Annotated in this window: 13 protein-coding genes; 5 read left to right on the plus strand and 8 right to left on the minus strand. The window is 66.4% G+C overall.

Features of this window, described 5'->3' with window-relative positions; all coding sequences use genetic code 11:
• Positions 1-2 precede the first annotated feature (2 nt).
• Positions 3-815 carry an enoyl-CoA hydratase/isomerase family protein gene (locus J4G12_08920; protein ID MCE2455918.1) on the minus strand — a complete coding sequence of 271 codons (813 nt, stop codon included), beginning with the start codon at positions 813-815 and terminating at the stop codon, positions 3-5.
• A gap of 20 nt (positions 816-835) precedes the next feature.
• Complete coding sequence (locus J4G12_08925; protein MCE2455919.1) at positions 836-1,021, minus strand: hypothetical protein; 186 nt, start codon at positions 1,019-1,021, stop codon at positions 836-838.
• Here J4G12_08925 and J4G12_08930 point away from each other — a divergent pair.
• Positions 987-1,499 (plus strand): metal-dependent transcriptional regulator, encoded by a 513-nt coding sequence (locus J4G12_08930; GenBank protein MCE2455920.1) that lies wholly within the window; start codon positions 987-989, stop codon positions 1,497-1,499. The two genes, J4G12_08925 and J4G12_08930, sit on opposite strands and share 35 nt — an antisense overlap.
• Positions 1,500-1,643: 144 nt before the next feature.
• Positions 1,644-2,549, plus strand: coding sequence for a cache domain-containing protein (locus J4G12_08935; protein ID MCE2455921.1), 906 nt, complete (start codon positions 1,644-1,646; stop codon positions 2,547-2,549).
• Positions 2,550-2,597: 48 nt separating this feature from the next.
• Here the strand turns inward: J4G12_08935 and J4G12_08940 are convergent, their stop codons facing one another.
• Positions 2,598-3,446, minus strand: coding sequence for a Ku protein (locus J4G12_08940; GenBank protein MCE2455922.1), 849 nt, complete (start codon positions 3,444-3,446; stop codon positions 2,598-2,600).
• 35 nt (positions 3,447-3,481) lie between these two features.
• Between J4G12_08940 and J4G12_08945 the strand changes: the two genes are divergently transcribed.
• Positions 3,482-3,808, plus strand: coding sequence for a TipAS antibiotic-recognition domain-containing protein (locus tag J4G12_08945; GenBank protein ID MCE2455923.1), 327 nt, complete (start codon positions 3,482-3,484; stop codon positions 3,806-3,808).
• A complete protein-coding gene (gene ligD, locus J4G12_08950) occupies positions 3,805-6,273 on the plus strand; it encodes a DNA ligase D (GenBank protein MCE2455924.1) in 2,469 nt (822 codons plus the stop codon). The genes J4G12_08945 and ligD overlap by 4 nt, the downstream gene beginning before the upstream one ends.
• A gap of 39 nt (positions 6,274-6,312) precedes the next feature.
• Here ligD and J4G12_08955 read toward each other — a convergent pair whose 3' ends face one another.
• The 5 genes from J4G12_08955 to J4G12_08975 all read right to left on the minus strand — a co-directional run bounded on the left by J4G12_08955 (position 6,313) and on the right by J4G12_08975 (position 12,765).
• The gene (locus J4G12_08955; protein MCE2455925.1) at positions 6,313-7,842 is read right to left on the minus strand and encodes a peptide MFS transporter; all 1,530 of its coding nucleotides are present in this window, start codon (positions 7,840-7,842) and stop codon (positions 6,313-6,315) included.
• Between the two features lie 196 nt (positions 7,843-8,038).
• Positions 8,039-8,818, minus strand: a complete 780-nt coding sequence (locus J4G12_08960; protein ID MCE2455926.1) for a VOC family protein — start codon at positions 8,816-8,818, stop codon at positions 8,039-8,041.
• A gap of 91 nt (positions 8,819-8,909) precedes the next feature.
• On the minus strand, positions 8,910-9,851 hold the full coding sequence (locus J4G12_08965) for a DUF1684 domain-containing protein (GenBank protein ID MCE2455927.1): 942 nt from the start codon (positions 9,849-9,851) through the stop codon (positions 8,910-8,912).
• 155 nt (positions 9,852-10,006) lie between these two features.
• Entirely contained in the window at positions 10,007-11,212 is a 1,206-nt protein-coding gene (locus J4G12_08970) for an efflux RND transporter periplasmic adaptor subunit (protein MCE2455928.1), read from the minus strand.
• 17 nt (positions 11,213-11,229) lie between these two features.
• Complete coding sequence (locus J4G12_08975; GenBank protein MCE2455929.1) at positions 11,230-12,765, minus strand: efflux transporter outer membrane subunit; 1,536 nt, start codon at positions 12,763-12,765, stop codon at positions 11,230-11,232.
• 259 nt (positions 12,766-13,024) lie between these two features.
• On the opposite strand from J4G12_08975, the gene J4G12_08980 reads away from it, so the two are divergent.
• Positions 13,025-13,243, plus strand: coding sequence for a hypothetical protein (locus J4G12_08980; protein ID MCE2455930.1), 219 nt, complete (start codon positions 13,025-13,027; stop codon positions 13,241-13,243).
• The last annotated feature ends 34 nt before the right edge of the window (positions 13,244-13,277 follow it).

Below are 13,277 nucleotides of genomic sequence, written 5' to 3' on the forward strand. Positions count from 1 at the left end.
TCTTACTTCCCCGTGAAGTCGGGCGGCCTGCCTTCCCGAAACGCCTTCAGTCCCTCCTGCCAGTCCTTCGTGCCGAAGAGCTCGTCCAAGGCTTCGGCCTCGTCCTCAAGCGCCTCCAGCCGGTGGGGGCCTCCGGCCGGACCGACTAGCTCCTTGGCTCGGGCGAAGGAGAGCGGCGCTACGGCAGCGAGTCGGTTCGCGAGCTCCAAAGCGCAATCCTCGACCTGTTCCACCGGCACGGCCCGGTATGCCAGCCCCATCTCGAAGGCGTCCTTGCCCGAGAAGAACTCACCCAGATACATGATCTCCCGAGCCTTCGCCACTCCCACCCGTTCGGCGAGCGTGTACACCGCGCCGCCACCCACGAAGGTGCCGAGCACCAGCTCGGGCAGCCGCAGCTTGGCGTCTTCGGCCACCACCATGAAATCCGCCGAGAGCGCGAGCTCGAGACCGGCCCCGACCGCCGGACCGTTGACTGCGGCGATTATCGGGATCCGACACACCTGAAGCAGGTAGTTGGTGCGCTGAGCGAGATCGATGTACTGCGCGCGCGCCGGACCGACGGGCGGCCCCTGTTCGGAGTGCGCCTTGAGGTCGGCGCCGGCGCAAAAAGCTCGCCCCTCGCCGGTCAGCACGATACACCTCACCTCGAGGTCCGTGACGGCCTGTTCCACGGCGCGTTCGAGCGTCTCGTAGAGTTCGGTGTTGACCGCGTTGAGTCTGGACGGTCGGTTGAGGCGGAGGACAAGCACCCGGCCCACGTAATCGTGAATGATCGCTCGCCGATGGAATTGGATCACCTGGGAGTGGCTCATCACTCCTCCGAATGCTAGGTTTACTTCAGATAACCGTATTTGGCGAGGAGCTCCCTGACTTTGCCCTCGCGTTCGGCAAGCTCGGTCTTGGCGATCACTCGGGCGATCCGGATCCGGTCATCCTCGCTAACCCGCTCCAGCACAACTATCGGTGCCCCGTACCGGAGCAATATGCGCTTGGCTTCTACGGCGACCGAGGTGTTCACGCTCCAATATATAGTGAATATACGAGGCTCAGGTCAAGGCGAGACCGGCGTCGGCCTGTCACCGTCCGTGGAAGATTACCTCAAGGTCATCCACGCGCTCCAGGAGACCAGGCGCGATTCAGCCGCCGGCGTGCCCACCAGCTCCATCGCCGATGAGCTCGACGTGCAACCGGCGTCGGTGACCGGCATGGTCAAGAAGCTGGCGGAATCCGGGCTGCTCAGACACGCTCCCTACCGCGGCGTTCGCCTGACCGAGCGGGGTCGAAGCGAGGCCCTGCGCGTCCTCCGCCGGCACCGGATCCTCGAGACCTACCTGTGCGAGCGGCTGGGCTACGATCACGCCAGTGTTCACCCCGAGGCCTGCCGACTCGAGCACGCCGCCTCCGAGGAGCTCATCGAAAGAATGTCCCTCGCGCTCGGAACGCCGAGCCACGACCCGCACGGCACTCCCATTCCGAGGGTGCAGAACGAGGAGTGAGGCCGCACCGGGTCTCATATCCCCTGTGACCCGGCATCTCGCCTGATGACCTGAACTTGCGCAACGACCATCGGTTGGTCAGTATAGGAAGTGACGGTTCGATTCGGACCGTCGTCGGCCAGCCCTTGAAAACCGGAGGTGACGGTGAAAGGTCGAATGCTAGCGGTGGCGCTGGTGGGATTCCTTCCGGCTCTCGTGCTCTTCCTTTTCGTGACGGCGAAGCAGCGCGAGTTCCGGATCGCGGAGCACGAAAACGAACTTCGGAGCTTCGCTCGAGTATCGGCGGTGGAGTACGGCCGATTACTTCACCAGGGGGAAGCCTTGCTCGGGGTTCTATCCGAGTTCCCGGAAGTGACCGAGGAAGGCTCCGCGTGTTCGAGGCGGCTCGCAGCGGTGATGAGGCACCTCGAGCACTTCACCACGGTGTCTCTAATCGGGCTGGACGGCTATCTCATGTGCGGAGCGCTTGGGGACGGCACCCTCTACATCGGTGACCGCGCCTACTTCCGGAGAGCGCTGGCCACCAACCGCTTCAGCATGGGCGAGTACGCCGTCGGCCGCATAACCGGGAAACCGATCGTGGGCTTGGCCATTCCGATCAACACGGAAGACGGAGTGGATGTCGAGTCGGTGCTCTCCATGTCTCTCGACCTCGACGCCGTAGGCAACGAGGCTTCGTCGATGAACATTCCGGTCGCGACCACTTTCACCGTCCTCGACGGCGCCGGCAACGTGATGGTCAGAGTCCGGGATGCGGCCGGATTCGCCGCGGACACCGTCGGCAGCGTGGCCCCTGACGAGTTCATGGCCATGATCACCGGTGTGGCCGGCACCGTCTACGGCACGGACCTGGACGGGGTGGAACGCGCAATGGCCGTCGAACCTCTGCGCGGCACAGGCGCGGGCATTCTCGGCTACCTGGTGGTGGGCGGCGCCACCGACGTGCTCGACGAGGCCGACGACCTCGCGCGAACCGAGCTCCTCATCCTCCTCGCCGGTCTTCTTTTCCTCGGCGCGGTGACCTACGGGCTGTCCCGAAAGCTCACCTGACGCCGGAACGCGAACGCGGGTCCTCCCGGGCCGCATTCGGACCGGCCGTCACGCCGCGCCGACGGCCCGGGTCTCAGCCTCGTCTTCGTCGTCCTGTCCGTCGGTCGATCCGGCCTCGGAGGTGGCGATGGACGCCTTGAGCGCCTCCATGAGGTCGATGATCTTCGTGGTCTCCCTCGGCTTCGCCGTCGTTACGATCCGCTCGCCTTCGACCTTGGCCTGAATCAGCCCGAGCGTCTTCTCGCGAACTTCGTCGCGGAACTGGCTTGGATCGAACGCGTCCGCCGAACCCTGCGCGATCAGTTGCTCCGCAAGGGCGAGTTCCGTATCCGACACCTCGCCTTCGTCGATTTCCAGGACTTCGACCGGGCGCACCTCGTCGGCATAGTAGAGCTGCTCCATGACGAGCGCCTGCGCATCCCGGTGCGGACGGATGGCGACGATGTGCTGCTTGCCGCGAGCCGCCTGCTTGGCGATCGCCACCCGGCCGGTTCTTCTCAGGGCCTCGGCCAGGAGTCGGTACGGACGGGCGCCGCCCTCTCCCGGGCCGAGGAAGTAGGCGCGGCTGCTGTAGAGCCGATCCACCGAGTCGGCCGGCACGAACGACACGATCTCGATCTCCGGCCGCATGGGCGTCTCGACCACCTCCAGCTCCTCCTTGGTGAAGGTGACGAAGCGATCCTTGTCGAACTCGTATCCTTTCACGATCTCGCTGCGCGGCACCACGGCACCGTCGGCGGGGTCGATGTACTGTTGCCGAACGCGTACGCCGCGTTCCTTCCATATCATATTAAACGAGACTCGACGGGAGGACTCGGCGGTCGAGTAGATCTTGATCGGCAGCGAAACCAGGCCGAAAGCGATCAGCGAGGTGCCGATGGGGCGAACGGAAGGCATAATCGGAATGGTTGCGGGGGGGCGATATTCCTGACATGAAGCTAACCAGGACGAACCTCGACGGAGCTCGCGGCGATGCGACGGAGGTGGCCTCGGCTCTCGCCGAAATCGTGGCGGATTTCGCCGAACTGATGGAAGCCGGAGCGAGGTCGGACGCCGAGAAGGCCGCCGAGCTGGCCGAGCGGTCGCGGCTCCTGCTCGACACCGTCTTCCCCTGTTCGCCGCACACCCATGTCAGGATCGCCGAGATGTACGAGACCGATCCGCGCTTTCTGGGCCGCTTCGAGGGCAGGGCCGACGGGCTGGCGTCGTTCATCGCGGACGCGATCCGGGCCAACCGCGAGGTGTCGGAACGCGAGTGACCGCGGACGCTCTCGCCGAATACCGCGCCAAGCGGACCGCGGCCCGCACGCCGGAGCCGTTCGGCGGGCAGGTGGTCGCCGGAGGCAGCGTCTTCGTGGCCCAGTTGCACGCGGCCACCGCCCTGCACTGGGATCTCCGGCTCGAACACGAGGGCGTCCTCCTCTCGTGGGCTGTGCCCAAGGGGCCGTCGCCTAATCAGGCCGACAAGAGGCTCGCCCTTCGCACCGAGGACCATCCGCTCGAATACGCCGAGTTCGAAGGCCTGATACCGGAAGGCGAGTACGGCGCGGGGCCGATGATCGTCTGGGACAGGGGGTTCTGGACGCCCGAGGGCTCTGTCGCGGACGGGCTCGACCAGGGCAAGCTTCTCTTCGCGCTGCACGGTCACAAGCTTCACGGCATGTGGACGCTGGTGAAGACCAGGCAGGCCCCCAACTCCTGGCTTCTCATCAAGGAACGCGACGAACACCTGCGCCCGGACGGAGGCACCGACGACTACCCGGAAGACTCCATCTACTCCGGGCTGAGGGTAGGGGAGCTGGCCCACGCGGAGCGGAAGGCGAACGAGATCGCGGCCGAGGCGACGAAGGCCGGAGCGCGGCCGGGGGCGGTCCGAGCCGGGAGGAAGCCTCCGATGCTCGCGTTCGCGGACGCTCCTTTTAGCGGAGACGGATGGATCTTCGAGGTCAAGTACGACGGCTATCGTCTAGTCGCCGAGCGCACGGGCGGCGAGCCGTACCTGCGCTCCAGAACCGGTGCCGACATCACCCGCACCTTCCCGGAGATCGCTCGTGCCGTGCGCGGACTTCCCTACTCCCTGACGCTCGACGGCGAGGTGGTGGTGAACGGCGCCGACGGCCTGCCCTCGTTCGCCGCGATACAGCGGCGCGGGAAGGTGACGAACGCGACCGACGCCCTCATCGCCGGCACCGAGTCGCCCGCCCTCTACTACGCCTTCGACCTGCTCTCCTTCGAAGGACTCGACCTGAGACCGCTTCCGCTCGTCGAGCGCAAACGACTCCTCAAGGCTCTGCTCCCCAGCGTGGGGCCGGTGCGCTATGTGGATCACATCGAGCGCGAGGGCGAAGCCATGTTCGCGCATGCCGAAGCGATGGGGTTGGAAGGAATCGTGGGAAAACGGTCCGGCTCGGCCTACCGGTCGGGACGTTCCCGGGCCTGGGTCAAGGTTCGGGTGAGCCGCGTCGGCCACTTCGTGATCGTAGGCTGGACCGACCCCGGCGGCAGCCGGACGGGCTTCGGCGCCCTTCATCTGGCTGGCGTGGAGGACGAGAAATACGTGTATCGGGGCAGCGTGGGCAGCGGCTTCTCCGAGGCCGCGCTCCGCGAAATCTCGGAGGCCCTTCGAAGCATCGGAGTCGCGGCGACACCGTGCAGCGAGGGGGACCCGCCTGCGGGCAAGTCGCACCACTGGGTCGAACCGTCGCTCGGCGCGGAGGTCGAATTTCGAGAGCTGAGTCCAGCGGGGCACCTGCGTCTCCCCGTGTTCAAACGGCTTCTGACCGACAGGGAGGTCGGCGCACCGGCGGGCCTGGAGCCCAATGCGGTGGCCGAAGAACGCATCGTGCCCTTCACCAACCTGGACAAGGTGTTCTGGCCGGAGGAGGGCTACACGAAGGGCGACCTTGTCGAGTACCACCGGCGGATAGCCCCGTGGATGCTTCCGTATCTGCGCCGGCGTCCGCTGGTGATGACCAGGTATCCCGACGGTATCACCGGCAAATCCTTCTACCAGAAGGACGCTCCCAAGTATGCGCCGACCTGGTTCAGGAGGCTGAAGGTCTGGAGCGACAGCTCGGGACGGGAGCTTTCTTACTTCGTCGCCGACGACCTCGACTCACTGCTTTACGTGATCAACCTGGGCACCATCCCGCTCCACGTCTGGTCGAGCCGGGTGGGAACGCTTCCGAATCCCGACTGGTGCGTACTAGACCTCGACCCCAAGGGCGCACCCTTCGCGGACGTGGTCGTCGTCGCCGGCGCAATTCGCGAGCTCTGCGACGACATCGGCCTACCGGTTTTCGTCAAGACCAGCGGATCCACCGGCATCCACGTTCTCATCCCGCTCGCGCCCGGCATGACTTACGAGCAGTCGCGCTTCCTGGGCGAGCTTCTGGCCAAGCTCGTGGTGGCCGACCTGCCCGAGCTGGCCACAGTGGAGCGCGCTCTCGACCGACGCGAAGGGAAGGTTTACGTGGACTTCCTGCAGAACCGACGCGGGAGCCTGATAGCCGCGCCTTTTACCGTGCGGCCGCTGCCCGGGGCTCCGGTGTCGGCTCCGCTCCGGTGGGACGAGGTCGTGCCGGGGTTGGCCATGAAGGATCACGACATGGCCTCGGTGGTGGAGCGGATGGAAGCGGACGGCGATCCGCTCGCGCCCGTGCTGACCGCGATCCCGGATATCGCCGACGCCCTCGGGAAACTGGAGAAGCGGTTGAGCGGATAGCGCGATTTCGCCCTGTTCCGTCCGGTCTCCCCGGAACGTCTATTCGTCCTTGAGCAGCTTGCGCACGAAGGGCGAAGCGAGCAGCGCGACGATCCCTACTCCGCCGACCACCCAGGTGATGGAGCGGAAGAGACCGGCGAAGCCTACCTCCTCGACGCCTTGGCCGGCGACCAGACCCGCGAAGAGGTTGCCCAGAGCCGCCCCCACGAACCAGATGCCCATCATCTGGCCGACTCGGCTCACCGGGGCGAGCCGGGTGACTGCGGAGAGGCCGATGGGCGAGATGCAAAGCTCGCCTACCGTGTGCAGGAAGTACATCACCACGAGCCAGGCAGGGCTTGCCAGCCCGTCGTCGCCCGCATTGGCCGCGCCCCAGGCGATCACCAGGTAGCCGAGGGCCAGTCCGAGAAGGCCCATCGCCGCCTTGAGCGGAATCGACGGATTCGCGTTCATTTTCTGGAGTGCGACCCAGATGCTGCCGAAGACCGGGGCGAGGATGATGATGAAGAGCGCGTTCACAGACTGGAACCACGAGGCCGGGATTTCGGACCCCATGAACGGCACCCATTCGGCGAGGCTTCTGTCGGTCGAGTCGCGGGCGAAGAGGTTGAGCGAACTGCCCGCCTGCTCGAATCCGGACCAGAAGACGGCCACGAGCAGGAAGAGCCAGAAGATCACTACCGTGCCCTTGATCTCGCGCACGGTGTGGCCTGCCAGGAACCAGACGTAGAGGAAGTAGAGGCCGACCAGAACGATCACGCCGTATCCGAGCCAGAGGGCGACCTCTTCGATGGAGACGGCGACGGTTCCGTTCGAGACGAGCCAGCCGAGGAGAACCACGAGCGCGACGACTCCGCCGAAGATGGTGAAGAACCGCCTTTCCTTCGCCTTGATCGCGACCCGAGGCTCCTCGGTCTTCAGAAGACCGGCGTCACCCAAGCGGCTCTCGGTCAGACGGTACTGGATGAGCCCCAGGAGCATGCCCACTCCTGCGGCCCCGAATCCCCAGTGCCAGTTGTAGTTCTCGGCCAGACCACCGGTGACGAGCGGCCCGAGGAAGGCGCCGAGGTTGATCCCCATGTAGAAGATGGAGAACCCGGCGTCGCGCCGGGCGTCCGCCGAGGCCGGGTAGAGCTCTCCGACCACCGTGCTCACGTTGGGCTTGAGCAGCCCGGTGCCCATAATGACGAATACCAGCCCGAGAAAGAAGGTGAAGTTTGTCGGGACGGCCATGGTGAAGTGGCCGAGGGTGATTATGCAGCCGCCGACGAAGACCGCCTTGCGCTGCCCCCAGAGATTGTCGGCCACCCAGCCGCCCGGCAGCCCCATGATGTAGACGAGGGCCGTGTAGAGACCGTAAATGGCTCCTGCGGTTACCGTCGTGAGCCCCAGACCAGCGTGCGGCGAACCGTCGGCGAGAGTCGCGGTGGTCGCTTCCGTCATGAAGAGAATGAGGAGCGCCCGCATCCCGTAGTACGAGAAGCGTTCCCACATCTCGGTGAAGAAAAGCGTGGCCAGTCCGGCCGGATGCCCGAAGAAGGTCCGGCCGTTGAGGTCGCTGTTGGTCATCTTGGATCCGGGGAACGTGCGTGGACGACGGCTGGACGTGAATATCTCCAGCGGGTCCGGCAACCTACGAAAGCACGTCGTCCGCCGCAACCAATGCCACGTCCCGGAACGCGATCACGCCCCGCCCCGCAACCTGTGTCTCCGACGACAGGTCCGGTTCGCCCCGGCCCGGACGGATTCTCGCCCGCGCGGCCCCTCAACCGGTCGCGGTGGAGTGAACCGCGAAGCGCGCTCCCTGCGCATCCGCGCAGACCGCGACCATGTCGCCGTCGGGTACCTCCATCGGACCTTCGACGACCTTGCCGCCCAACTCCCCGACTCGCGCCGCCGCAGCCCTTGCGTCTTCCACTCGGAAGTAGTTGAGCCACATGCAGGCCGGCATCTCGGGGGGGCGGGCGAACATGCCGCCGAGCTCCTTCTCGCCCCGCTTGAACATCATGTAGGGCCCCACCCCCTCGATCTCGAAGTCGGAGCTCCGCTCCCACCCGCACATCTCGGAGTAGAAGCTCCACGCCTCGTCGACGTCTTCGGTCGCGAGCTCGTGCCATGAGACCTCGCCGATCCTCGGTTCTTGGTCGTGGCCTGGCGCTTCGTCCGCTGGCTGATAGGCCGCGAAGCATCCCCCGCTCGCCGGATCGCTCACGATGGCGATGCGTCCGACGCCGTCGATGTCGATCCGGTTGAGGACGCCGCCCCCGAGCCCCTCGGCCTTGGCCGTGAAGGCGTCGACGTCCGGTGTGGAGACATACATGAGCCAGTGCGGCGGCACCTCCCTGGGAATGCTCGGCGGCATCTCCATCATCCCGCCGATGGGCGTGCCGCCGTTCATCCAGGACGTATAGGGATGTTCGCCCGCCTGGAAGTCGTGGGCGCCCCAGCCGAAGAGCTCGGTATAGAAGGTGAGCGCGCTCTCGGCATCGGTGGTCAGCAGTTCGTACCAGCAGGGTCGTCCGGTCGGGATCGTGCGGTTCTCCATCATTCGTCTCCCTTTGTGATTTTTTCGAGGGCCTCCCCGATAATTTCGCCGAGCCGAGACGGCGTCCGGGTCGCGGTTTGGCCGCGAGCCGTCAGTAGGTGGAATCGGTCGGTCGCTGTTCGCCGGCCGTGACCGCGAGCGCGAGGCGGTTTTCTCGTGGCGGCAAGCTGCAGACGGAGAACTGCGTAAAGACGCAGGGAGGGTTGTAGGTGCGGTTGAAGTCGATGGTGGTGAAGCCGGTCGAGTCCGCGAACGGCACCCTGAGATAGCGACCGCCCTGATAGGTGTTCACCACTGCGGTCGAGTCCCACAGGCTGACGAAGAAGCTCGAACTGGTGGGGGAGGCGAAAGCGACTAGCCGGTGCTCGCGGCCGGCCGCCCTGAATGCGAGCTCGCCGGGAGATTCGTTCTCGACCTGTCCGTCGGTCACGTCGTCCAGCTCGAAAATGCGCGGCTCCGGGTAGGGCTCGAAGCGCGCCGTGACGCGCCAGTCCTGGGTGACCGGGTAGTACGGCGGTAGCGTGAAGCTCCCGATCTGCGGGTGTTCCTCGTCCCAGACCCGCAGCCAGAGCCGCTCCGTGCCCCGTTCGGAGTGAATGCGCATGCCAAGCGAGCCGAGACGGAGCAGCGTGGGATTCTCGCTCCGATCGTGAGCAAGCTCCAAAACGGTTTCGACCGGAGTGCCGTCCTCGGACGCGAAGCCCTCGTTGGGCTCCAGCGTTATCGCGCCGTCTTCCATGCGGATGGTCCCTGCCAGCTCCGGAACGTCGTTCGCCGCCAGAAGGATGGAGACCTCGTCGCCGGCGCCGACCGTATTCGCGCCTTCGCGGAGCTCCCAGAGGCCAATCCAGATCACCGGCCCGCTCGGCGGCACGGTCTGTCTGCTTTCCCGATAGGCGTGCCATTCGGCGTGCGAGGCCGCGAACTCCTCCTCGGAAACGGGTGGCGGCTCCGGCCAGGGCTCCGGAGCGCAGGCCGACGAGAGTGCGGAGATTACGACAAATGCGAAAATGCGGCGGTTGAACGACGTCATGGTAGGCTTGGGAACGGTTAGGTCTCTGAACGGCTCGCGCGACGAGCAAGCCCTTGCGGGCGTGCTTATACTGCGGTACGGGAGAGGTATTTCCTCCCGCGACTTCCCTCCCGGAAGATGCGGGTTCGGTGGACTGGGCGCCAGCCCGGGGCGCCTTACCCGGGCCCGTCCAGGTTCGACCGGACCACCATGCCCTCGGTCGCGAACTGGATGCCGCTCAGCACCACTGCCTGTCCGTCCTCCAGAGCTCCGGTGACGTACACGAGTCGGTCGGTACGCTGCAGGATGTTCACCGGAACAATGGTGACCGACGAGTCCGGGCGAAGCGCCCAGACTTCGTTCCCGGTCCGAAGCGCCGCGCGCGGAACGGTGAAGTACCGCCCCGGGGCGGTCCCGTCGATGAGCACCTCCACGAACTGACCGACCAGAAGGGGCGGACCTCTCCGCCCGTCGTCGACCTCCGAGCCGTCCTCGTCGGCAGTCGCGCGACCGCCCGCGAACGGGTCGGGAATGCGGACCACCACGTCGATGGTGCGGGTCTGCACGTCTACGGCGGCCTCGGCGCGATCCAAGTAGCCGGACCACGAGTAGGAAGCGCCTCCGTACTCCGAGAACACCCTGGCCTGGACGCTCCGGTCGCCGTCGCCGGCTTCCAGCGTCCACAGGTCCGGGATGAGGGCCGCGTCGGCGTCCGACAGGGGAACGACCACCTCCACGGCGTCGTCGGCGTAGAGCCGGCCCACGCTTTGACCGGCGGCCACGAACTGCCCGGGGTCCACCATGTCGGTCCGCACAACGCCGCTGAAGGGAGCGCGCACCTCGGTCCGCGAGAGCGCCAGCTCGGCGTCGGCCAGCGTCGCGCTGTCGCGCGCCAGCGCGGCCCGGGCGGCCTCCAACTGCGGCTGCTTGAGCGTAAGCGGGCTCGCCTCTCCCGGTGGGTCGCCCGCCCGGCGGCGGACGAACCCCTCGTATTCGGCGCGGGCGATGCGGGCCTCCTCCTCCGCCTGCAGGAGCGCGACCTGCTGCGCGGCGACATTCGCGCGGGCCTGTTGCACCCGGTTCAGATAGTCCGCGTCGTCGATGCGGAAGAGCGTCTGTCCCTCGCTGACCTTCCCGCCGCTCTGAAACGTCGGGGCGACCGACGCGACCTGGCCGCTGACCTGCGCGATGACGTCGATCTCGGCCCTCGGACGCACGGTCCCCGCGCTATTGACGGGAATCGCGCCGCTCACTTCGTTGGCCTCGGCGGTCGTGACGAACGGAACCCGCGAGGGAGGCTCGCGCACCGGTGGGGCGGGACGCAGCACGACCATGAGGGTCGCTAGGACTGCGGCGCCCCCAAGGATACCGACGACGGTCAATCGATTGCGGAGCCGGCTCACCTGGATTGTCCTCCGGTTCGCGGGCCCGACCCTTCGGATAGGGTGGCAGTCAGCATGCGCCGGCCTTCCGAGTCGGGCGGTTCGGTCCAGTCGCCGCCCAACGAACGGTGTAGCGCCAGGCGCGCCAGAGCCAGGTCGCGACGCGCACCCGCGAGCGTCGACTCGACGCCGAGGAGCGCTCGCACGGCGTCAAGATAGTCGATGTAGCCTCCCACACCGGCTGCGTAGCGGCGCGACTGGAGCTCGACCGACGCGAAAGCCTCGTCCCTCTGCGAGACCAGAAAGTCGTGGCGAAGCCCTTGGTTGCCGAGCGCTGCCAGCGCCGCTTCCACCTCGTGCACCGCGGTAACCACCGTGCGACCGTAGGCGGCCGCCAACTGATCGAACCGGGCCTGCGCCAGATCGATGTTGCTGCGAATGCGGCCGCCCTGGAAAATGGGAGCTGTGAGGTTGCCGAGCAGGTTGCTGAACCACTGATCGACCTTGAAGAGCCCGTCGGCCTCGGAGGACTGCACCCCGATGGTTCCGGACAGGGAAAGGGAGGGAAGCAGCTCGGCCCGGCGCGCTCCGATGCTGAAACGGGCGGCCTCCAGCCGCAGACCCGCCGAGCGCACGTCCGGCCTCTGCGCAAGCAGGTCCGCAGGTACTCCTGCGGCCACGGGATCGTCCGACGGTATCGGGGCCAGCGAATCGGGAAGGATCGCGTCGAGCTTGTCGCGAAATCCGCCCAGCAGGACGGCCATGCGCCCCTCGGCGTCGACCGACCGGCTCTCCAGTTGAGGAAGCGCGGCCTGGGTGTTCCGAAGCTCCTGGCGGAGCTGGTAGAGCTCGAAGGAAGTGATCAGCCCTCGGTCGTAGCGGGTCTCCGAGAGCTCCATCCGTTCCAGGAGAACGTCGACGGTCTCGCGAGCGAGGGCCTCGCGCCGGCGCAGGTCGGCGATCTCGAAGTAGGTCGCGATGGTCTCGGCCAGCACCCCGATGCGGGCCGCGTGGTAATCGGACTCCGATGCCAGGTACTCGTGCCCGGCGGCCAGTCGGTCGTTGCGGGCGCGTCCCCAGAAATCCAGTTCGTATGCGAAGTCGATGCCCAGCGACCAGGTTCGGATTCCGAGGCGGTCGGGAAGAGCGTTGCCGAACAGGCTGTCGCCCACGATGTCACGGAACTGCTGACCGACCCCGACGTTGGAGGGGCTGTCCTGATCGCTGGCAGTCGCCCCCGCCTGCACGGAGGGAAGAAGGGCCGCGCGCGCGATCCCCGCCTGAGCCCTGGCCTGCCGCACCCTGGCGACGGCCTCCGCGAGGTCGAAGTTGGCGACCAGCACCGAGTCGATGACGGTGTTGAGCGCCGGGTCCTGGAAGGCCGTCCACCACTCCCTGGCTTCGTAGACGTCCGCCTCTTCCGCCCTCTCGAAACTCTCGGGAAGCTCGGCCACCGGCTCCGGCACCGAGGGCGCCGGCGCAAGTGTGCACGATGCGGCCAGGAGCAGGAAGGATCCCGCACCAGGGAGCGCAAGCCCCTGCCGAGAATTCATGGTCGCCTCACCTGATTTCGTGTGCGGAAGCGGTCCGAAGAAGTACTCCGAATCTAGGTAGCGGACGGCGATGAGGCAAGCTGCCAAGAGTGGCTTGTTCGGGCGTTACCGGAGCCTGGCACCTGATCGCCGGCGGAGGGTCTGCCGCGTGTCCCTCCCCGCTCCCTGACACATTTCCCCCGGTTCGGCGGTAGGATTGAGGCTGCGCCCGGCGTCCCTCGGCAGACGCGACCAGTACCGACACGAGCCCGACCATCTCATGGAAAACATCCGCGCCTTCTTCGACTACCTGCTGGAGAACCCGGTTTTCCTCGTTCCTCTGCTCATCCTGGGCGCCGTTCTCGTCTACGGCATCCTCAAGAGACTCTTCAAGGTCGTCGCCATCGTCGTCATCGCGGCCGGCCTATACTACCTCCTGATGGAGTATTTCGGACCCGGTGCGCCCGATCTCGGTCTGGACCCGGCTATATTTTGCTGACCTGGCCCAAGCCGGATCGCGGACATGACCGGGC

It is taken from the genome of Gemmatimonadota bacterium (genome assembly GCA_021295815.1).
Taxonomy (GTDB): domain Bacteria; phylum Gemmatimonadota; class Gemmatimonadetes; order Longimicrobiales; family Gaopeijiaceae; genus JAGWBQ01.

Coding starts and splice junctions, on each gene's coding strand:
- J4G12_08975 (MCE2455929.1), bottom strand. CDS start 12,765: ATGAATTCTCGGCAGGGGCTTGCGCTCCCTGGTGCGGGATCCTTCCTG.
- J4G12_08920 (MCE2455918.1), bottom strand. CDS start 815: ATGAGCCACTCCCAGGTGATCCAATTCCATCGGCGAGCGATCATTCAC.
- J4G12_08940 (MCE2455922.1), bottom strand. CDS start 3,446: ATGCCTTCCGTTCGCCCCATCGGCACCTCGCTGATCGCTTTCGGCCTG.
- J4G12_08965 (MCE2455927.1), bottom strand. CDS start 9,851: ATGACGTCGTTCAACCGCCGCATTTTCGCATTTGTCGTAATCTCCGCA.
- J4G12_08960 (MCE2455926.1), bottom strand. CDS start 8,818: ATGGAGAACCGCACGATCCCGACCGGACGACCCTGCTGGTACGAACTG.
- J4G12_08930 (MCE2455920.1), top strand. CDS start 987: ATGCGCTTGGCTTCTACGGCGACCGAGGTGTTCACGCTCCAATATATA.
- J4G12_08945 (MCE2455923.1), top strand. CDS start 3,482: ATGAAGCTAACCAGGACGAACCTCGACGGAGCTCGCGGCGATGCGACG.
- J4G12_08980 (MCE2455930.1), top strand. CDS start 13,025: ATGGAAAACATCCGCGCCTTCTTCGACTACCTGCTGGAGAACCCGGTT.
- J4G12_08955 (MCE2455925.1), bottom strand. CDS start 7,842: ATGACCAACAGCGACCTCAACGGCCGGACCTTCTTCGGGCATCCGGCC.